The organism is Rhizobium sp. CB2179, assembly GCF_057653455.1.
In genome coordinates, this window is the sequence record NZ_CM172781.1 from 2,693,941 (window position 1) to 2,711,829 (window position 17,889).

At 61.5% G+C, this 17,889-nt stretch carries 21 protein-coding genes; 13 read left to right on the plus strand and 8 right to left on the minus strand.

The features are described 5' to 3' along the window. Nucleotides 1-121: 121 nt before the first annotated feature. Together AC244Q_RS13580 and AC244Q_RS13585 are read right to left on the minus strand one after the other, a co-directional pair. Entirely contained in the window at nt 122-1,387 is a 1,266-nt protein-coding gene (locus AC244Q_RS13580; RefSeq protein ID WP_012758196.1) for an NAD(P)/FAD-dependent oxidoreductase, read from the minus strand. Nucleotides 1,388-1,496: 109 nt separating this feature from the next. Then, on the minus strand, nt 1,497-1,961 hold the full coding sequence (locus AC244Q_RS13585; protein WP_003541227.1) for an Lrp/AsnC family transcriptional regulator: 465 nt from the start codon (nt 1,959-1,961) through the stop codon (nt 1,497-1,499). Nucleotides 1,962-2,118: 157 nt separating this feature from the next. On the opposite strand from AC244Q_RS13585, the gene AC244Q_RS13590 reads away from it, so the two are divergent. The 5 genes from AC244Q_RS13590 (at nt 2,119) to AC244Q_RS13610 (ending at nt 6,353) form a co-directional block, all read left to right on the plus strand. Then, nucleotides 2,119-2,838, plus strand: a complete 720-nt coding sequence (locus AC244Q_RS13590; protein ID WP_128406270.1) for an aspartate/glutamate racemase family protein — start codon at nt 2,119-2,121, stop codon at nt 2,836-2,838. Nucleotides 2,839-3,070: 232 nt separating this feature from the next. Continuing rightward, nucleotides 3,071-3,988, plus strand: coding sequence for a bifunctional helix-turn-helix transcriptional regulator/GNAT family N-acetyltransferase (locus tag AC244Q_RS13595; RefSeq protein ID WP_128406269.1), 918 nt, complete (start codon nt 3,071-3,073; stop codon nt 3,986-3,988). Between the two features lie 61 nt (nt 3,989-4,049). Beyond that, a complete protein-coding gene (locus AC244Q_RS13600; protein WP_128406268.1) occupies nt 4,050-4,673 on the plus strand; it encodes a TetR/AcrR family transcriptional regulator in 624 nt (207 codons plus the stop codon). A 107-nt stretch (nt 4,674-4,780) separates the two neighbouring features. Beyond that, the gene (locus AC244Q_RS13605; RefSeq protein WP_128406267.1) at nt 4,781-5,989 is read left to right on the plus strand and encodes an MFS transporter; all 1,209 of its coding nucleotides are present in this window, start codon (nt 4,781-4,783) and stop codon (nt 5,987-5,989) included. Nucleotides 5,990-6,122: 133 nt separating this feature from the next. Then, complete coding sequence (locus AC244Q_RS13610; protein ID WP_128406266.1) at nt 6,123-6,353, plus strand: DUF6429 family protein; 231 nt, start codon at nt 6,123-6,125, stop codon at nt 6,351-6,353. A 29-nt stretch (nt 6,354-6,382) separates the two neighbouring features. On the opposite strand, the gene AC244Q_RS13615 is transcribed toward AC244Q_RS13610, so the two are convergent. Next, entirely contained in the window at nt 6,383-6,799 is a 417-nt protein-coding gene (locus tag AC244Q_RS13615) for a winged helix-turn-helix transcriptional regulator (protein ID WP_003541241.1), read from the minus strand. A gap of 123 nt (nt 6,800-6,922) precedes the next feature. Here AC244Q_RS13615 and AC244Q_RS13620 point away from each other — a divergent pair, with 123 nt between their 5' ends. Next, complete coding sequence (locus tag AC244Q_RS13620; RefSeq protein WP_128406265.1) at nt 6,923-7,810, plus strand: SDR family oxidoreductase; 888 nt, start codon at nt 6,923-6,925, stop codon at nt 7,808-7,810. Between the two features lie 61 nt (nt 7,811-7,871). Here the strand turns inward: AC244Q_RS13620 and AC244Q_RS13625 are convergent, their stop codons facing one another. After that, nucleotides 7,872-8,624 carry a pyridoxine 5'-phosphate synthase gene (locus AC244Q_RS13625; RefSeq protein WP_128406264.1) on the minus strand — a complete coding sequence of 251 codons (753 nt, stop codon included), beginning with the start codon at nt 8,622-8,624 and terminating at the stop codon, nt 7,872-7,874. A gap of 450 nt (nt 8,625-9,074) precedes the next feature. On the opposite strand from AC244Q_RS13625, the gene AC244Q_RS13630 reads away from it, so the two are divergent. Continuing rightward, nucleotides 9,075-9,767, plus strand: a complete 693-nt coding sequence (locus AC244Q_RS13630) for a MerR family transcriptional regulator (RefSeq protein ID WP_128406263.1) — start codon at nt 9,075-9,077, stop codon at nt 9,765-9,767. A gap of 190 nt (nt 9,768-9,957) precedes the next feature. Here AC244Q_RS13630 and AC244Q_RS13635 read toward each other — a convergent pair whose 3' ends face one another. Next, the gene (locus tag AC244Q_RS13635) at nt 9,958-11,085 is read right to left on the minus strand and encodes an ATP-dependent DNA helicase (protein ID WP_003560862.1); all 1,128 of its coding nucleotides are present in this window, start codon (nt 11,083-11,085) and stop codon (nt 9,958-9,960) included. Nucleotides 11,086-11,158: 73 nt separating this feature from the next. Then, complete coding sequence (locus AC244Q_RS13640; RefSeq protein ID WP_128406262.1) at nt 11,159-12,082, minus strand: LysR family transcriptional regulator; 924 nt, start codon at nt 12,080-12,082, stop codon at nt 11,159-11,161. A gap of 131 nt (nt 12,083-12,213) precedes the next feature. Here AC244Q_RS13640 and AC244Q_RS13645 point away from each other — a divergent pair, with 131 nt between their 5' ends. From AC244Q_RS13645 to AC244Q_RS13660, 4 genes are all read left to right on the plus strand, one after another. After that, on the plus strand, nt 12,214-12,693 hold the full coding sequence (locus AC244Q_RS13645) for a carboxymuconolactone decarboxylase family protein (protein ID WP_012758208.1): 480 nt from the start codon (nt 12,214-12,216) through the stop codon (nt 12,691-12,693). A gap of 68 nt (nt 12,694-12,761) precedes the next feature. Beyond that, a complete protein-coding gene (locus AC244Q_RS13650; RefSeq protein ID WP_012758209.1) occupies nt 12,762-13,517 on the plus strand; it encodes an SDR family oxidoreductase in 756 nt (251 codons plus the stop codon). 68 nt (nt 13,518-13,585) lie between these two features. Next, nucleotides 13,586-14,002 (plus strand): cupin domain-containing protein, encoded by a 417-nt coding sequence (locus AC244Q_RS13655; RefSeq protein WP_128406261.1) that lies wholly within the window; start codon nt 13,586-13,588, stop codon nt 14,000-14,002. A gap of 138 nt (nt 14,003-14,140) precedes the next feature. Continuing rightward, on the plus strand, nt 14,141-15,622 hold the full coding sequence (locus tag AC244Q_RS13660; RefSeq protein WP_128406260.1) for a cyclic nucleotide-binding domain-containing protein: 1,482 nt from the start codon (nt 14,141-14,143) through the stop codon (nt 15,620-15,622). A gap of 15 nt (nt 15,623-15,637) precedes the next feature. Here AC244Q_RS13660 and AC244Q_RS13665 read toward each other — a convergent pair whose 3' ends face one another. Both AC244Q_RS13665 and AC244Q_RS13670 read right to left on the minus strand, forming a co-directional pair. Then, complete coding sequence (locus AC244Q_RS13665) at nt 15,638-16,126, minus strand: RrF2 family transcriptional regulator (protein WP_012758212.1); 489 nt, start codon at nt 16,124-16,126, stop codon at nt 15,638-15,640. 132 nt (nt 16,127-16,258) lie between these two features. Further along, complete coding sequence (locus tag AC244Q_RS13670; RefSeq protein WP_012758213.1) at nt 16,259-16,810, minus strand: MarR family winged helix-turn-helix transcriptional regulator; 552 nt, start codon at nt 16,808-16,810, stop codon at nt 16,259-16,261. Between the two features lie 145 nt (nt 16,811-16,955). Here AC244Q_RS13670 and AC244Q_RS13675 point away from each other — a divergent pair, with 145 nt between their 5' ends. Together AC244Q_RS13675 and AC244Q_RS13680 are read left to right on the plus strand one after the other, a co-directional pair. Next, nucleotides 16,956-17,291 carry a cupin domain-containing protein gene (locus AC244Q_RS13675; RefSeq protein WP_128406259.1) on the plus strand — a complete coding sequence of 112 codons (336 nt, stop codon included), beginning with the start codon at nt 16,956-16,958 and terminating at the stop codon, nt 17,289-17,291. Between the two features lie 54 nt (nt 17,292-17,345). After that, entirely contained in the window at nt 17,346-17,762 is a 417-nt protein-coding gene (locus AC244Q_RS13680) for a VOC family protein (protein ID WP_128406258.1), read from the plus strand. The last annotated feature ends 127 nt before the right edge of the window (nt 17,763-17,889 follow it).

Below are 17,889 nucleotides of genomic sequence, written 5' to 3' on the forward strand. Positions count from 1 at the left end.
GATGCGTAACCCCGGTGGTATCCGGAAGCCGCCGGGCAAATCCTAAGGGCGGATCCGAAGATATGTCAAGTTTGCCTATATCGCTGCTTCGAGGCTTAGGCTCTGGTGGACCGAGAAGAGCCTACCCCTCCTCCCGCATCGTCTCGCGCTGGGTGATCAGCCGGGCGCTGTGCTGGCCGCTCAGATAGATCCACAGCCAGCTCCAGGCGACGGAGAAGCGCGAGCGGGTGCCTATCAGGAAGTAGATATGGGCAAGACCCCAGATCCACCAGGCGATCCAGCCCTTCAGCTTGATCCGGCCGAAATCGATGATCGCAGCGCTCTTGCCGATCGTCGCCAAGCTGCCCTGATGCCAGTAGCGGAAGGGCGCCGGTGTCGGTTTGCCGGATATGCGGGCGCGGATCACCTTGGCGACGTATCCGCCCTGCTGCTTGGCGGCGGGCGCAATGCCTGGCACCGGCTTGCCGTCCTCGCGCATGACCGATGCGGTATCGCCGACGACGAAGACCTCGGGCAGCCCCGGCGCGCTCAGATCCTTCTCGACCACGACGCGGCCCGCTCGGTCCGCCGCAACGCCGAGCCACCTTGCCGCCGGCGAGGCGGTGACGCCGGCTGCCCAGACGATCGTCCGGCTGGCAACGAAGGTCTCGCCGATCTTCACGCCGTCGGCGTTGCATTCGGTCACCGGCTTGCCGAGATGGATCTCGACCCCGAGCTTCTCCAGCGCCTTCTGCGCATAGGCCGAAAGCTCCTCGGCGAAGGTCGGCAACACCCGCGGGCCGGCCTCGACCAGCACGACGCGGGTCTTGCGCGTGTCGATGTTGCGGAACTCCTTGGGCAGCGTGAAATGCGCGAGCTCGGCAATGATGCCGGCCAACTCGACGCCGGTCGGCCCGGCCCCGACGATAGTGAAGGTCAGCAGCGCGTCGCGCACGGCAGGATCGCTCTCCATTTCCGCCTTCTCGAAGGCGAGCAGCAGGCGCCGGCGGATCGTCGTCGCGTCCTCCAGCGTCTTCAGGCCCGGCGCCACCGGCTCCCATTCGTCATGGCCGAAATAAGCATGCGTCGCCCCGGTCGCCAGCACCAGCGTGTCATAACTGAGAGTCATGCCGTTGCGTAGGGAAACCGTCTTGGCGCCACTATCGACGCCCGTGACCTCGCCGAGCAGCACCGTTACGTCAGGCCGGTCGGCATAGAGGCGCCGGATCGGCCAGGCGATCTCGGAGGTGGAGAGAATGGTGGTCGCCACCTGATAGAGCAGCGGCTGGAAGAGATGGTGATTGCGCCGGTCGACCAGCGTGATCTTGACGCCGGCACATCTCAAGCCGTTGACGAGCTGCAGCCCGCCGAAACCGCCGCCGACAACGACGACATGATGATCGCTCATGACCTACCCCTTTTGCGCCATTTCGCTCAAAGCCAATGTGGCCTTCGCCGCGATGGTTGCAACTGCCGTTTCGGCATAGCTCCCCTGCATCCCGGTCGGTGGAGCTGGCTCAATCGGCATACCCAACGGGAATTGCCGTGCCGCCTTTCAGAAGCTCCATCGAGATCGAGGCCGAGACGTCGAAGAGTTCGATCTTGCGCACGATCTGCTTGTAGATCACATCGTAATGCTCGACGCGCGGCAGCACGATCTTCAGGATATAATCGTGGTTGCCGGTCAGCCGGTGCGCTTCGACGATCTCCGGAATGTCGCTGATGATCCGGCGGAAGGTCTCCGTCCATTCGTCGGAATGGTGCGCCGTCTTGACCAGCGCGAAGACCGTCGTCGGCACGCCCATCTTTTCCCGGTCGAGCACGACGATGCGCCGGGCGATATGGCCGCTCTCCTCAAGCCGCTGGATACGCCGCGAGCAGGCCGATATCGAAAGTGCCACGCGCTCGGCAAGATCGGTCACGGATATGCCCGCATCCTTCTGCAGCATGTCCAGAATGCGTCTGTCGCGATCATCAAGCATGCGTCGACATAAACCTCTCGCCTATTTTTTGCATGATTTCATAAAATGATGCAAAATTCTATCACAGATCTGACGCAAGAGACAAACAAAGCAAACACGTCGCGTCGGGATTGCGGCATCATTTTCGAAAGTTCAGAAGCATGGAGAGCATGAAGAAATGGAAACGATCGGCCTTATCGGCGGCATGAGTTTCGAAAGTTCGGCGGTCTATTACCGTGTCGTCAACGAGATGGTGCGTGATCGCAAGGGTGGCCTCGCCTCGGCCGAACTCATCCTGCATTCTGTCAATTTCGAGGAGATCGTCGCGCTTCAGAAGGCCGGCGACTGGGATATGGCCGCCCGTCGCCTCGCCGACGTGGCTCTGCGCCTGCAGATCGCCGGCGCCGGCTGCATCCTGATCTGCACCAACACCATGCATCTGATCGCCGACAAGGTCGCGGAGAAGATCTCCGTGCCGCTGATCCACATCATCGACGAGACGGCGAAATCGCTGCATGCGGCCGGCCGGAAGCGCCCGCTGCTGCTTGCTACCCGCTACACGATGGAGCACGGCTTCTATAGCGACCGCATGAAGAGCCTCGGCCTCGACATCATGGTTCCCGATGCCGGCGACCGCACCACCGTGCACGACATCATCTTCGACGAACTCTGCGCCGGCAAGGTGCTGGACAGCTCGCGCGACAAGCTGTTGGCGGTAATATCACGCGCCATCGACAACGGCGCCGATAGCATCATCCTCGGCTGCACCGAGATCTGCCTGATCCTCGACCCCAACCACCTGCCGCTGCCGGGCTTCGACACCACAGCGATCCATGCGCGGGCGGCGGTCGATTTCGCGCTGGGAATGGACGAGGCAGCAGAAGAGGAAGCCGCCTGATATTGCCACGTTAGTTGACTCAGTCCACTAAATGCAGGACAAGATTTCCATCTGGAGAGCTTTGCCGGACTGCTGACAACGTCGGCCAACTCCTCTTTCGTCATGCTCGGGCTTGTCCCGAACATCTGCAACCGGTGCAGCAGATCCTCGGCACAAAGGCCGAGGATGACGCCGAGTAAAGAGCGAGGTTTGTCAACAAACTGGCAAAGATCTCCATCTGGAGATCTTTGCCATGCCCGATATCGCCCTCATCGAAACCGCCCGCGATTTCAACCGCTTCTATACGAACTTCCTCGGCCTGCTGAACAAGGCCTATCTCGACACGCCCTTCACGCTGACCGATGCCCGCATCCTCTTCGAGGTCGGCTCGCATGAGGGCATCAGCGCTGTAGCGCTTGCCCGCGACCTGCAGCTCGACCCGGCCTATCTCAGCCGCATCCTCAAGCGTTTCCGCGCCGAAGGGCTGATCGAAACCAGCCCCGATCCGGCAGATCTTCGCAGCCAGGTCATCATTGTCACCGATCGGGGACGAGAGACGTTCGAGGAACTCGGCCGACGCTCCAATGCGCAGATCGCCGCCCGTTTCGATCGCTTGGCGACTGGCGAACCGGAGGCAGCGGTCTCCGCCATGCACACGATCCGCGCCCTGCTCGACCCGGCGGCAAAGCCCGCACCGGCCATCATCCGCGCCCACCGCGCCGGCGATATCGGCTGGATCGTTCAGAGCCAGGGCCGCTTCTATGCCGAGGAATATGGCTGGGACCTGCGCTTCGAGGCGCTGGTCGCCGAGGTCGCCGGAAAATTCCTCGCCAATTTCGATCCGGCCAAGGAATATTGCTGGATCGCCGAACGCGGCGGCGTCAATGTCGGCTCCGTCCTCGTCACCAATGGCGGCGACGGCATCGCCAAGCTCCGCCTGCTCTATGTCGACAAATCAGCCCGCGGCCTCGGGCTCGGCAAACTGCTGGTCGACGAATGCATCCGCTTCTCCAGAGAGAAGGGTTACCGCGAACTCTCGCTCTGGACCAACGACATGCTGGAGACCGCCCGCGCCATCTACGTCAAGACAGGATTTCGCCTTGTCTCCGAGGAGAGACATCGCATGTTCGGCCCCGAGGCGAACGGCCAGAACTGGGTGCTCGATCTCTGAATTTGTTGCGTCGCAGAAATTTCACTTGATTTGGAAACGGTCATTCCCTAATTAGGGCGCCATGACCGACGCCACCCTCACATCCGAAGCAAAGACCCGCAGCCGCGGCCGTCCGCGCGAGTTCGATATGGACGCAGCACTCGATGCGGCGCTGCGCGTCTTTTCCGAACGCGGCTACCACGCCGCCGCCATCAGCGAATTGACCGAAGCAATGGGCCTTGCTTCGGGAAGCATCTACAAGGCATTCAAGGATAAGCGCGGTATCTTTCTCGCTGCTTTTGCCCATTATCGAAAACTCGGCCGACGGCGCCTGGAAGCGATGATCGCGTCTGCAAAGACTGGTCGCGAGAAGGTCTTCGAGATGGTGATGTATTATACCGAGCTCTCCTATGGCGAGGCCGGCCGCAAAGGCTGTCTCGTCGTTGGCGGCGCTAACGACTTCGCCCTGCTTGACGAGGAAGCCGCGGCCCACGTCGTGACCGCCTTTGCCGCGGACGAAAAGCTGATGGCCGATCTCATCCGCATCGGCCAGGCAGACGGCACCATTCCGAAGACAGTAGACCCGGATGCCGCCGCCCTCGCCTTCCTCTGCTTTACCAAGGGCCTACGCGTCATCGGCAAAACAGGACGCAGCAGGGAAGAGATGCTGTCCGCGGCCGAGGCCGCGATGAAGCTCGTAACCTGAACAGTCCGCACCGTGGACAAGAGAAATACCGGCATTCGGTCAAGGATCGGGTGGCCGCAGCCAGCATTTTTTGCATTCATTCCAATCTTTGAATACCGGAGTTTCCGATGAGCATTTCAGCCACCACGCCGGATGAGGCCGTTCCCCGGGCGCTATCCCCCTGGCTCACCTTCCTTTTCGCCGCCGCCTGCGGGCTGGTGGCCGCCAATCTCTATTACGGCCAGCCGCTCGCCGGCCCGATCAGTGCCGATCTCGGCTTCACGCCTGCCGCCACCGGCCTGATAGTCACGCTGACGCAGATCGGCTACGGCCTCGGCCTGCTGCTGATCGTGCCGCTCGGCGATCTCACCGAAAACCGTCGTCTGGTGCTGATGCTGATCGCCGTCTCCGCCGTTGCGCTCATCGGCGCGGCGCTGTCTTCGACGCCCACAACCTTCCTCGTCGCCTCGCTCTCTATCGGTCTTTCATCGGTCGCAGTTCAGGTCCTGGTTCCCTTTGCCGCCAACATGGCGCCTGATGCCACCCGTGGCCAAGTCGTCGGCAACGTCATGAGCGGCCTGCTCTGCGGCATCATGCTCGCCCGCCCCTTCGCAAGCTTCGTCGCCGAGGCCTCTTCCTGGCATGTGGTCTACTACGTCACTGCTGGCGTCATGCTCGTGCTCGCCGTCGTGCTCCGCGTCAACCTGCCGGTCCGCCGGCCGACGACCAGGCTACGCTACGGCGAACTGCTCGCCTCGATGGGCCATCTGGCGCTCACCTCGCGGGTGCTGCAGCGCCGGGCGCTCTATCAGGCCGGCATGTTCGGTGCCTTCAGCCTGTTCTGGACGACGACGCCGCTGCTGCTCGCAAGTCCCGCCTTCGGCCTGACACAGAACGGCATCGCCCTCTTCGCCCTCGCAGGTGCTGCCGGCGCCATCGCCTCGCCGATTGCCGGCCGGCTTGCCGATCGCGGTATGACGAAGATCGCCTCGACGCTTGCCATGCTGCTCGGCATGGCTGCCTTCCTGATCGGCCATTTCGCCGGCGACGGCTCGCTTGGCGCTTTGCTGCTCTTGACGGCGGCAGCGATCCTTCTCGATTTCGGCGTGACGACCAATCTCGTCTGCGGCCAGCGCGCCATCTATGCGCTGAACCCGGAACATCGCAGCCGGCTCAACGGCCTGTTCATGGCGACCTTCTTTGCCGGCGGCGCACTGGGCTCAGCACTCGGCGGCTGGGCCTATGCGACCGGCGGCTGGACGATGACGGCGTGGATCGGCTTCTGCTTCCCTGCGCTGGCCTTCCTGCTGTTCCTGACGGAAGGACGCGGCAAGTAAGGCAACATCAGAATTCAGGATTGAACGTCTAAAACCTTGACAGAGCCAACTTTTGGATGCCCACCTCCAGGAGGCAGCGTATTCATCCGTTTGAGAGCTGCAGAATTTTCGCCTTTTTGCATGGGATTCCGGCATGGAGATAGACGAAGAGAAAATCGACGATGCTGTGCTTGCATTGTTATGGCTGACGCTGCATGACGGAGACCGTGCCTGGAAAGGTTTTGACTGGGGCGTGATAGACCGTTTGCATCAGAAAGGTCTGATTGCAAATCCCGCGGGCAAGGCCAAGTCTGTGGTTCTGAGCAACGAAGGTTTGCGACGATCGGAGGAATTATTCCGCGCTCTGTTTATGCGATCGACGTGATGATCGCTCTTCCTGATTTATCAGCGGCCCTAGCTGTTGTGAGAATCGAACTGAGAACGGGCGGCGCGAACGGCATCATGGTTCGCTTCTGCCCAGTTCAGAAGCTGCGACAGCGGCTGGTAGAGCGAACGTCCAAGTTCGGTCATCGAATATTCAACGCTCGGCGGCTTGGTCGGGAAGACCTCGCGGTCGATATAACCATCCCTCTGCAGGTCGCGCAGCGTCTGCGTCAGCATGCGCTGCGAAATATCAGGGATCATCCGCCGCAGCTCGCCGAAGCGATAAGGCCGATCCGCCAGCACCTCGAGCAGCAGCGTCGACCATTTGCCGCCGATCTGCTGCATCATGTCCCTGACCGGGCAATTGCCGAAATCCAGGCCGGCGAGATCGATCTCGCGCCGCGCCCCCGGCATCCTGTTCTTCAGACTGACGACCGCGCCACTCATCTGCTGGTTCCCTTTTGGTAACGTAGAGCCGAAAAACTGCCTCCTTTACATCGCCAAGTCAATTCCTATTCTAGCGTTACTCTCTTTTTGAGACCACCGGCACAACACAGAAGGAAACGACGTATGAGCGAAATCATCCTGGTCACCGGCGCTGCTGGGCAGCTCGGCCGGCGTGTCATCCATCACCTCATCGAGACCTACAAGGTCGCCCCCGGCAACATCGTGGCGGCGACGCGCAGCCCCGAAAAGCTCTCCGAACTCGAAAACAAGGGCGTCGTCACCCGCAAGGCCGATTTCGATGACGCGGCAGGCCTGGAGAAGGCTTTCGCCGGCGTCGACCGGCTGCTGATCATCAGCACCGATGCGCTGGACACTCCCGGCAAGCGCCTAGCCCAGCACAAGGGCGCCGTTGCAGCGGCCGTCAAGGCAGGCGTCAAGCACATCGCCTACACCTCGATGCCAGCGCCCGACAATTCGCTCGTCACCTTCGCACCCGATCATCTCGGCAGCGAAAATGCCATCAAGGCAAGCGGCATCGCCCATACGATCATCCGCGACGCCTGGTATCACGACAATTACCTGCACGGCATGCCGCACAACCTGCAGGGCGGCAAATGGTACAGCGCCACGGGCGACGGCAAGATCTCGACCATCTCGCGTGACGACTGCGCGCTGGCGATCGCCGCAGCCCTTGCCTCCGGCACATCCGAGAGCGCCACCTATACGGTGACCGGCACCCAGTCGCTGAACAGCCGGCAGATTGCCGCCATCGTTTCCGACGTCGCCGGCAAGCCACTCGAAGTGATCGACGTCACCGACGAGCAGCTCGGCCAGGGCATGCGCGGCGCCGGCCTTCCCGGTTTCGTCGCCGACATGCTGGTTTCTGCCGACGCCAACACCCGCGCCGGCAAGTTCGACATCGTCACCGAAGACTTCACCAAGCTGACCGGCAAACAGCCGCAGCCGCTGAAGGATTTCTTCGTCGAACACAAGGCGACCCTGACCGCCTGAGGCGGGATAAGGCCGTCTGGAAAGCTCGCCTCGCACATGAGGGGCGGGCTTTCTTCAATGATCAGGTCGTCTGCCCGCAAGCCCGGCAGAAGCGCCGCACCGTTTCCGCCATGCCGTATTCCAGCGCATCGGCGGTCAGCCCGTGACCGATCGAGACCTCGGCAAGCCGGGGAATGCGCTTCACCAGATCAGGCAGGTTTTCGACCGTCAGGTCATGGCCGGCATTGACGGAGAGGCCGATTGCAAGGGCCGCATCCGCCGTCCGACCGAGCGCTTCGAGGATCGGGGCCGCCCGTTCCGGCGCGTCGAAGCAACCGCCATAGGGGCCGGTATAGAGCTCGATTCGATCGGCGCCGACCGCCTTGGCGATCTCAACCGCCTGTGCGTCCCCGTCACCGTCGGCAAACAGCGACACCCGGCATCCCATCGTCTTCAGCCGCGCGACGGTATCGGTCAGGAACGCCTGATGCTTGCGGAAATCCCAGCCGTGATCGGAGGTCGCCTGCGCGGGATCGTCGGGCACCAGCGTCACCTGCTCGGGCGCTGCCCCGGCGCAGAGTTCGAAGAATTCCTCTGTGGGATAACCCTCGATATTGAACTCGGCTTTCGGGAATTCGTCGTCGATCAGGTTGCGGATGACAGGCAGGTCGGAGAAGCGGATATGGCGCTGGTCGGGGCGCGGATGCACGGTCAAGCCGCTCGCACCGGATTTTAGCGCGATACGCCCGAGCGCTTCGACGCTCGGCCAGGGCAGGTCGCGCCGGTTGCGCAGCATGGCGACGGCGTTGAGGTTCACGGAGAGCTTGGCGGGCATGGCGAGATCCATCGGTCACGGAAATGGGAGGCCTGCTTTTAAGCCAAGTGCTCCGCGATGGCCAACGAGATTCACAAATGGATGCGATGCCAATCGCTGATGGGCGCCGAAATTACGCTGAGCATTTGCCGCACGCGTACCGCAGATAGTAAATCCCGTCACCTTTGAAGAGGACCGCGAGATCCCGCAGTGCAGCACATGTTTTTGTGCAACACACCCAAGAACCCGGCAAAATATGCCGGTAAAGTTGCTATCCCATTTAAAAGAGATTATTTTTAGCACTTATAAAAAAGATCGTTCACGCATAACGTGGAGATCGTATCGCGTAGTGTACGCCGCGTACTGCTTCTTTCCCAATGAGAAGAACGCCTAGAGGAAACCCCACTCGCCGCGCATGGGAAGCAACTGGCAAAACCGCATGAGGTGCAACAACATGCCCCAGGAGGGTTCATGCCAGACGGTTCCAAACGCCTGTTTGCCACCGCCGGTATCGCTTCGGAGGCCCGGTCGAAATACCGGTTCCTGCCTTCGGCCGCGCTACCGCCGGATCTACCTGATGGTCCGGTGCCCATTGCCGACATGGCAAACGCATTCGGCGTCACGCACAGGACACTGCATTTCTATGAAGAGAAAGGGTTGATTTCAGCCAACCGCATCGGCCTGATGCGGGTCTACGGCCAGGACGACGTGATGCGCATGGCCGTCATTACAGTCTGCCGCGAAACCGGCATGCCGATCGCCGTCATCCAGGAACTGATGGACGAACTCCGCAATGCCGATTCGCAGGAAACGGCCGAGGCGATGTTCCGCGAGGCCCTGCAGGTGCGCAAGCGCGAACTGACGGCTGAGATGTCGACCCTGCACCGCCAACTCCAGCAGGTCGGCGACCTCCTGGATTTCGACGGCAGCGTCGAGGCGCCGCCGCTGAACGACAATCAGGACAGTGCAAGCCTGACCGCACAGGAGCGGCGTTGCCTGGAACTGATGGCCGAGGGTTATTCCACCCAGCGCATCGCCCGGGCGCTCGACCTGAAACATGACGAAACCCGTGACCTGGAGGCCGGAATCATCCTGAAATTCCGCGCCAACAACCGCTTCCAGGCCATCGCCAAGGCAGTTCTGCTCGGTATCGTGCAGGCTTAAAGCATGTCGCGCAAAAGTGTGCAGCGGTTTTGCGATAACGACATGCGTAAAAACAAAGACTTAAAGCGCAGGGAGCGAATCTGAAAGATCGCGACGCGCTTTAGTACCATCCGCCTAAGATACGGCCGCCACCGTTTCTTCCTCGCCAGTCCAGATCGGGAATGCCACCTGGTCGCGGGTGCGACTGGAATTAGCGCACGATCGTCAGCGTCTCCGCCGCCCGCGTGATCGCGGTATAGAGCCAGCGTTCCCGCGTATCGCGAAACGCCCAGCTCTCGTCGAAGAGCACGACATCGTTCCATTGCGAACCCTGCGCCTTGTGAACGGTCAGCGCGTAGCCGAAGTCGAACTCGTCGTAGCGTTTGCGGGTGTTCCAGGGGATCTCGCCCTCGACATCCTCGAAGGCCTGCTTCAGCAGCTTGATCTTGGCTGCTCCCCGGTCCATGTCGTCATCCTCTGGCCGGACGAGCAGATTGATGCCGGGCTTCGTCGTTTCCTTGGATGAGGTCATCACCTGCCAGAGCGAGCCGTTGAGCAGGCCCTTGGCCGGATCGTTCCTGAGGCAGACGAGCTTGTCGCCGGTCTGCGGATAATCGGCATTGAAGCCTTTCAACTCGCGCAGGCGCTGATTGTAGCGCCGCCGCGTGCGATTGGTGCCGACGAGCACCTGATCGGCATCGAGCACCAGCTGCTGCGTCACCTCGTTCTTCGAGATCACCTTGGCGGTGCCGTAATCGCCGTACATCACCTCATTGCCTTCGCGCACCTGCATGGCGAGCTTGATGATCGGATTGTCGCGCGCCTGCCGGTGGATATCGGTGAGCAGGTAGTCCGGATCCTGATTGGTGAAGTAGCCGCCGCCGGTGACCGGCGGCAACTGGCCGGGATCGCCGAGCACCAGGATCGGCGTGCCGAAGCTCATCAGATCCTTGCCGAGCGCCTCGTCCACCATCGAGCATTCGTCGACGATGATCAGCGCCGCCTTGGCGACCGGGCTTTGCCGGTTGATCGAAAACATCGGCGCGATCGAGGTCTTGCCCGTTTCCTCGTCTTCCACGGCCTCCTCGCCGCGCGGCCGATAGATCAGCGAATGGATCGTCCGGGCGTTGGAGGCGCCGCGCGAGCGCAGCACCTGCGCCGCCTTGCCGGTGAAGGCGGCAAACAGCACGTCGCCGTCGACATTTTCGGCAAAATGCTTGGCAAGCGTCGTCTTTCCCGTTCCGGCGTAGCCGAACAGGCGAAAGAGCGGCGAGCGCCCTTCCTTCAGCCATTTCGAAACAGCCTTCAGGGCTTCATCTTGTTGCGGCGCAAATTGCATGATTGCAGGACTTGGCAGGATTCGCGGGATTTAGGCAAGGCGGAAAACGGCAAATCGCCCGGCCGGACGATCATCAGTTCCACTGCCGGTCCGCGCCGCTGGCGCACATCGACGGGTCCTGCCCCATAGCCTCGGTGAGAAAATCCAGAACCGTCTTGACGCGCAGCGGCATGTTGCGCCGCGAGGGATAGACGACGGTAACCGGCAGCCGGCTCGGCTGGAAATCCTTCATCACGGGGACCAGCCGGCCGGCGGCGATATCGGGCATCGCGATGATGTGCGAAAGCACCGCAAGACCCGCTCCAGCAAGGGCTGCCCGGTGAATGGCGACGGCATTGCAGGCGGTCAGCCGCGGTGAGATCCGGACCGATATGTCTTCCGAACCGTTCGAGAAGGACCAGGTATTGGCCTCGCCTGCCCTGTTGTAACACAGGCATTCATGGTCCTTGATCTCCTTCGGTGCGCGGGGAGCCGCCCTGCGCGCGAGATAGGCGGGAGATGCAACGAGGAAGGCGGTCGTCCAGCCGATCCGCCGGCAGACGAGGCTGCTGTCGGCGACCTGGCCCAAGCGCACTTCGAGATCCAGGCGCTCCTCGATCATATCCGACCCCTGCTCCCTGAAGATGAGTTCGACCGAGAGCTTCGGATGGGCGGCAAGAAGATCGCCGAGCCGCTCGCTGAGAGAGAGGCCGAGTGGTGCTGGAACGCTGAGCCTGACCTTTCCCGAGGCCATGGTTCCGTTCGATCCGGCCGCATCGCCGAGCTCCTCAACCGCTTCGAGAATCCGCAGCGCCATCGGCAGCATCCGCTCCCCCTCTGCCGTCAGCGACAGGCCGCTCGTCGTGCGATGCAGGAGGCGGGTGTTGAAATGGCCCTCGAGGGCTGCGACCTGTCGCGAGACCGCCGGCTGCGTCACGTCGAGATCGTGCGCCGCCGCCGAGAACGAACCCGTCTCCACGACGCGCTGAAAGGTCCGCAATGCCGAAACGATATCCATCCCCTGCCCCTCATACTTTTGCGCATAGGCCTTATGCAGCCAGACTAAGCGAGAATGGCTTTACAGTCCAGCAATTAAGGATATCTTCTATCCATAAGGATATTTAATATCCTTAATTAAAGGAGAGACACATGACCCAGCGACTGAACTACGCCCAACAGTCCCCCGAGCTTTTCAAGAAATTCATGGAATTCAGCATGGCGCTGAAGAGCAGCGTGATCGACGAGAAGCTGCAGGCCCTCGTCGAGGTCCGCGCTTCGCAGATCAATGGATGCGGCTTTTGCCTGGATATGCATGTGAAGCAGGCCAAGATCCTCGGCGAGACGGAACTGCGGCTCTACCACGTCGCCATCTGGCGGGAATCGAACCTGTTCATCCCCCGCGAGCGTGCAGCCCTTGCCTGGACCGAAGCACTGACGAAGCTTCCCGAGGGCGGCATTCCCGACGAGATTTACGAACGGGTGCGCGGCCAGCTTTCCGAGAAGGAGATCTCGGATCTGACTTTCGTCGTCATGGCGATCAACGCCTGGAACCGCGTCAATGTCGGCTTCAAGACCGTGCCCGGCACGGCCGACAAGGCCTACGGCCTCGATAAGGCTGGCCTGAATTAAACCGCGCAATTCATTGAGAAGATTCACCTTTGACGCCGCCGTACCACGGCAGCGAACGGAGATCCATTATGAAAATCGTTGTCATCGGCGGAACCGGCCTTATCGGTTCGAAGACTGTCGAACGCCTGCGCAAACGCGGCCATGACGTGATTGCCGCCTCGCCGAACTCCGGCGTCAACACGATCACGGGAGAAGGACTGGCGGAGGCGCTCTCGGGCACCGAAGTCGTGCTCGACCTCGCCAATTCGCCGTCCTTCGAGGATAAGGCCGTGCTCGAATTTTTCGAGACCTCGGGCCGCAATCTTCTCGCCGCCGAAAAACTCGCCGGCGTCAAGCACCATATCGCCCTCTCCGTCGTCGGCACCGAGCGTCTGCAGGAAAGCGGCTATTTCCGCGGCAAGCTTGCCCAGGAAAAACTGATCAAGGCATCGGGCATTCCCTACACCATCGTCCATTCGACGCAGTTCATGGAATTCCTCGGTGGCATCGCCCGATCGGGAACGGTCGGCCAGACGGTCCACCTGTCGCCGGCCTATGTGCAGCCGATTGCTTCCGACGACGTGGCGGACGCCATGGCGGACGTGGCCCTCTCTGCTCCCGCCAACGCGACGCTCGAGATCGCGGGTCCGGAACGGGCGCGCCTCAGCGAGCTCGTCGCCCGCTATCTGAAGGCCATGAAAGACCCGCGCACCACCGAGGCTGATGTCGAGGCGAGATATTTCGGCGCAAGACTGAATGATCAGTCGCTCGTTTCCGACAACAACCCGCGGCTCGGCTCGATTACCTTCGAGCAGTGGTTCGCAAAGTCCATCCAGCCGACATGACTGACGTGCCCTCGAGACGCGACCGCTCGGGCGCGTCTTCCCCCGACCCAGCAACCATGGAGATTCCGATGATCAGAACATTTTTCCTCGCCGCCGCCCTCGCCTTTCCGGCTGCCACCGGCACCAGCGCCCATGACAGCAGCAAGTCTGCAAAAGTCACCCTCGTCTATGAGCACGAGCTTCCGAACGTGCCGGGCAAGAGCATCAAGGGCGTGCTGGTCGAATACGGCCCGGGTGGCTTCTCCGAAGGCCACACTCATCCCGACACCGCCTTCATCTACGCCACCGTGCTCGAAGGGTCGATCCGCAGCCAGGTCAATGACGGCCCGGTCAAGGTCTATCAGGCCGGAGAAAGCTTCTCCGAAATGCCGGGCGACCGTCATGGCGTCAGCGCCAACGGCAGCGAGACCAAGCCCGCCCGCCTGCTCGCCGTCTTCGTCGTCGAGACCAACCAGAAAGAGCTGACCTATCCGCTCAAGAAGTGACGATCCGCATTACAGCGCCGCGCGTCTTTCAGACGCGCAAAGGACGCTGTAACACTTTCAACCCTCGCATCGGGCCTGATGCTTGCGCGGGCGGCCGAGATGCTGAATCATGTGCGGCCAGCACCCGGAGACAGAGAGATGATTGACGACGCCCTCTTCGGCAAACCTCTGATATCCCTGATAACAGTCGGGTTCGCCGGTATCGTCGTCTGGCATCTGCTCTCCCGTCATCGGCCGACGACGCGGCTGGTGGTGCAGATCCTCTTCTTTGCAGTGATGACGCTGATCCTCGTCGGCAGCGGCATCGAACCCCACCGGTTTCAAGGATATGAGTCCGAGGACCCGCGGGCCCTGCTCGTCATCGTCGCAAAAACCCTCTGGTGGATCCATCTGGCATGGGCCGTCATCGGTTTTATCAGGCTCTATCTGGTGCTGGAGGGCAGTCCGCGAGAGGCCCGCCTGCTCCAGGATCTGGTCATCGGCGTCGTCTATATCGGCATGGCCCTGTCGGTTCTGGCCTTCGTCTTCGGCATGCCGATCGGAACCCTCGTCGCGACCTCGGGCGTGGTCGCCATCATTCTCGGCCTGGCGCTGCAGAACACGCTCGCTGATGTCTTCTCCGGCATCGCTCTGACACTCGGCCGGCCATACATCATCGGCGACTGGATCCTTCTCAGCGACGGCACCGAGGGACGCGTCGTCGAAAGCAACTGGCGTGCGACACACATCCTGACCAGCGGCAACAATGTCGTCGTTCTGCCGAACAGTTTTCTGGCAAAGCTCGGTCTGACGAATGTCAGCCGGCCGGACGAGAGCCATCTCCTGATCCTCACCATCCGCATCGCCCCGACGCGCATGCCGGCATCGGTCCGCCACGTCATGGCAACGGCTCTTGCGAGCTGCAATTCGATCGTGCGCGAGCCGCCGCCGGTCGTGGCACTTAAGGGGCTGGATGCCACGGCGCTTGAGGTCGAGCTGCAGTTTCGGGTGACAAGCCCGAGCCAGCGGGTGCCGGCGCGGAACGAGGTGCTCGATCTCGTCTATCGCCATTGCAAATCCGCCGGCCTGCTGCTGGCCATTCCGCCCTCGGCGACGGTGCTGACCGCCGATCTGCCGACGGAAGAAAGCGCAAAGCCGCCGAGCGTAACGCCGCTCGCCCTGATCGAGGCCATTCCGGTCTTTACGACGCTGACATCAGATGAAAAGCGCAGGCTCGCCGAAACCACGACTGTCCGGGAGTTCCGCAAGGGCGATGTGATCGTGCAGGAGGACGAAATGCTCCCCTCACTGATGATGGTGCGCGCCGGCATCATCGCGGCGCGGAACGCAGGCGAGGAACGCGGACGGCTCGCGCCGGGCGACTTTTTTGGAGAGACCGGACTGCTCGCCGGTATGCAGGAAGTCTGCACTCTGGAGGCTCTGACCCCCGTGACCGCCTATGAGATCGACCAGGAGGCCTTCGCGCCGCTGCTAAGCGAACGCCCGGCGCTGGCCGAAGAAATCGCCGACCACCTCGCCAGCCGCGCCGAGCGTTTCCGCAATGGCGCCTCCTTGCCCCCGGAACATGCCCGCAGCGCCCATGCGATCCTGAAGACGATCAGGACTATTTTCAAGGCATAGAGACCGGCATCCTGCTCAGCCGGCGCGCTTGAGCACCCATTCGAACGTGCTCCGCCAAATGTCGGCCGGCACCTCCTCGGACAAGGTGCCGACCAGATCGGAAAGCCGGACGCGCCTCAGCGTATCCCGCCAAGCCTCGTCGGCCTCCCACATGATGCGCGCAACCGCGCATGGCTTGCTGTCGCAATATCCTTCCGGCCGGCAGGGATTGTTCGCCCGAATGTTCGTACAGGTGAAGCTGCGGGCCTTCCCCTCGACCGCCTCGACGATCTCGAGAAAGTTGATATCCGAGGGGGTCTTGGCAAGCCTGTAGCCGCCACTCGGACCGAGCGTGGTCTCGACCAGCGATGCCTGCGAAAGGCTCTGCAGTGCTTTGGAGAGATATTCCTTCGGCAGACCATGAAGCTCCGCGAGCGCCTTGGTGGAAAGATACCTGCCCTCTGGCAGGCCCGCGAGAATGGCGCAGCAGTGAAGCGCCCACTCGACCTGGCTTTTCAGGATCATTCAGCAACTCGTGTGATGGCTGGCTCTGCCAATGGAATTAAGGATATATCATATCCGAAAACCGACACGATGTAAATGAGCTGCAAAAGCAGCGTGTTGTTGCCTGAACGGCGATGCGGGCTCCGATCTCCCTCAGCCCGCCTGCTCGTCCTCTCCCCGCGCCTGCTCATTTTCAATTCCGGCGATCAGCTTGCGCAGCAGCGCCGCAAGCGCCTCGCGCTCCTTTCCGTCAAGAGCCTGCAGAAAAGAAGCTTCGCTCGCCATGTCTGTGCGGAAGGCCTTTTCGGCGAGTGCCGCACCCGCCTCGCTCAATGCCACCAGCACGCTGCGCCCATCGCGTGGTGATTTCTCCCGGCGGATCAGTCCCGCCTTCTCCAGCCGGTCAAGCCTGTGGGTCAGGCCTCCCGAGGAGATCATCAGCGCCGAATACATCTCCGTCGGGGTCATCAGGTAAGGCGGCCCGGAACGGCGAAGCGTTGCGATCACGTCGAATTCGCCGCGGTCGAGGCCAAAATCGGCGAAGGTCGCCTCGATGCTGGGACGCACCAGGTTGGATAATCGAAAGGCCCGCCCCAGGATCGCCATCGGCTCCGTGTCGAGGTCGGGCAGTTCCAGCGCCCATTGCCGTCGCAGCCGGTCGACATGATCCTCGTAAGAGTCGCCTTCTTTAACCCCATTCGTCATTTTCTGCCTCATATGCCACCACAGCCGAGACATACACCTTCCATCTGCATCAAGGAAGATATCTTGACAGGAAGATAGTTTTGGGAATATATCTTCTCGTGAAGATAGTTTTGCGATCGGAAATGGCACCAGCAGGAGGCACGGGATGTTCAGGATTCTTCGCCACCAGGAACCGCGAGCCGATCAGAGCCGCACGGTCCGCTTTGAAGGCCGCGACCATGGCGGCGAGATATCGCTTTTCCTGGTCGAAAATGAGCCCGGCCAAGGGCCTGACCTGCATATACACCCCTATTCCGAAACGTGGGCCGTCAGGAAAGGCGAAGCCGAATTTACCGTGGGCGACGCCAAGACCCGCGCCTTTCCTGGCGACATCGTCATCGTGGCCGCCAACATTCCGCACCGTTTCGAGAATGTCGGCACCGGACGGCTCGAAATCGTCTGCATTCATGCCAGCGACACGATCTTGCAGGAGTTTGTGTGAGGCAAAGCCGCCTGGAAGGCAAAGCGCGGAGACAATGAAGAGGAGAGAACTGCAATGCCCAAGATGATCTTCGTGAACCTGCCGGTGAAAGACCTTGCCGCTGCGACCCGCTTCTATGAAGCGATCGACTGCAGCAAGCACGAACAGTTCAGCGATCACCAGGCGTCGAACATGGTCTGGTCCGAGGTCATTATCTTCCATTTGCTGACGCGCGATTTCTTCGCGAGTTTCACGCCGAAACCCGTTGCCGAAGCGCAGAAGACGAGCGAAATGCTGATCGCGCTGACGATGGACAGCCGTGAAGAGGTGGACACTATCGTCGAGGCAGCTGCAGCCGCCGGTGGCAAAGCCGATCCCCGCGCGCCGACGGACATGGGTTGGCTCTACAACCGTGCCTTCGAAGATCCCGATGGCCATATATTCGAAGCGGTCTGGGTCGACATGGCGGCGGCGACCGCTACCGGAGAATAGCCGGCAAAGCGCTCGACGCGACATGCCCGGGCCAAACGGGCTTCGGCCCACCTCGCCCGCCGTGAAAACTTTTGCTGCGTCTGGAATAAAACCACCGCGCCTCGTGTCTCATCTCAGGTATCGCAAG

Coding starts and splice junctions, on each gene's coding strand:
- AC244Q_RS13675 (WP_128406259.1), top strand. CDS start 16,956: ATGTTCAGGATTCTTCGCCACCAGGAACCGCGAGCCGATCAGAGCCGC.
- AC244Q_RS13655 (WP_128406261.1), top strand. CDS start 13,586: ATGATCAGAACATTTTTCCTCGCCGCCGCCCTCGCCTTTCCGGCTGCC.
- AC244Q_RS13680 (WP_128406258.1), top strand. CDS start 17,346: ATGCCCAAGATGATCTTCGTGAACCTGCCGGTGAAAGACCTTGCCGCT.
- AC244Q_RS13580 (WP_012758196.1), bottom strand. CDS start 1,387: ATGAGCGATCATCATGTCGTCGTTGTCGGCGGCGGTTTCGGCGGGCTG.
- AC244Q_RS13645 (WP_012758208.1), top strand. CDS start 12,214: ATGACCCAGCGACTGAACTACGCCCAACAGTCCCCCGAGCTTTTCAAG.
- AC244Q_RS13595 (WP_128406269.1), top strand. CDS start 3,071: ATGCCCGATATCGCCCTCATCGAAACCGCCCGCGATTTCAACCGCTTC.
- AC244Q_RS13670 (WP_012758213.1), bottom strand. CDS start 16,810: ATGACGAATGGGGTTAAAGAAGGCGACTCTTACGAGGATCATGTCGAC.
- AC244Q_RS13665 (WP_012758212.1), bottom strand. CDS start 16,126: ATGATCCTGAAAAGCCAGGTCGAGTGGGCGCTTCACTGCTGCGCCATT.
- AC244Q_RS13590 (WP_128406270.1), top strand. CDS start 2,119: ATGGAAACGATCGGCCTTATCGGCGGCATGAGTTTCGAAAGTTCGGCG.
- AC244Q_RS13650 (WP_012758209.1), top strand. CDS start 12,762: ATGAAAATCGTTGTCATCGGCGGAACCGGCCTTATCGGTTCGAAGACT.
- AC244Q_RS13640 (WP_128406262.1), bottom strand. CDS start 12,082: ATGGATATCGTTTCGGCATTGCGGACCTTTCAGCGCGTCGTGGAGACG.
- AC244Q_RS13615 (WP_003541241.1), bottom strand. CDS start 6,799: ATGAGTGGCGCGGTCGTCAGTCTGAAGAACAGGATGCCGGGGGCGCGG.
- AC244Q_RS13630 (WP_128406263.1), top strand. CDS start 9,075: ATGCCAGACGGTTCCAAACGCCTGTTTGCCACCGCCGGTATCGCTTCG.
- AC244Q_RS13635 (WP_003560862.1), bottom strand. CDS start 11,085: ATGCAATTTGCGCCGCAACAAGATGAAGCCCTGAAGGCTGTTTCGAAA.
- AC244Q_RS13600 (WP_128406268.1), top strand. CDS start 4,050: ATGACCGACGCCACCCTCACATCCGAAGCAAAGACCCGCAGCCGCGGC.
- AC244Q_RS13660 (WP_128406260.1), top strand. CDS start 14,141: ATGATTGACGACGCCCTCTTCGGCAAACCTCTGATATCCCTGATAACA.
- AC244Q_RS13625 (WP_128406264.1), bottom strand. CDS start 8,624: ATGCCCGCCAAGCTCTCCGTGAACCTCAACGCCGTCGCCATGCTGCGC.
- AC244Q_RS13620 (WP_128406265.1), top strand. CDS start 6,923: ATGAGCGAAATCATCCTGGTCACCGGCGCTGCTGGGCAGCTCGGCCGG.
- AC244Q_RS13605 (WP_128406267.1), top strand. CDS start 4,781: ATGAGCATTTCAGCCACCACGCCGGATGAGGCCGTTCCCCGGGCGCTA.
- AC244Q_RS13610 (WP_128406266.1), top strand. CDS start 6,123: ATGGAGATAGACGAAGAGAAAATCGACGATGCTGTGCTTGCATTGTTA.
- AC244Q_RS13585 (WP_003541227.1), bottom strand. CDS start 1,961: ATGCTTGATGATCGCGACAGACGCATTCTGGACATGCTGCAGAAGGAT.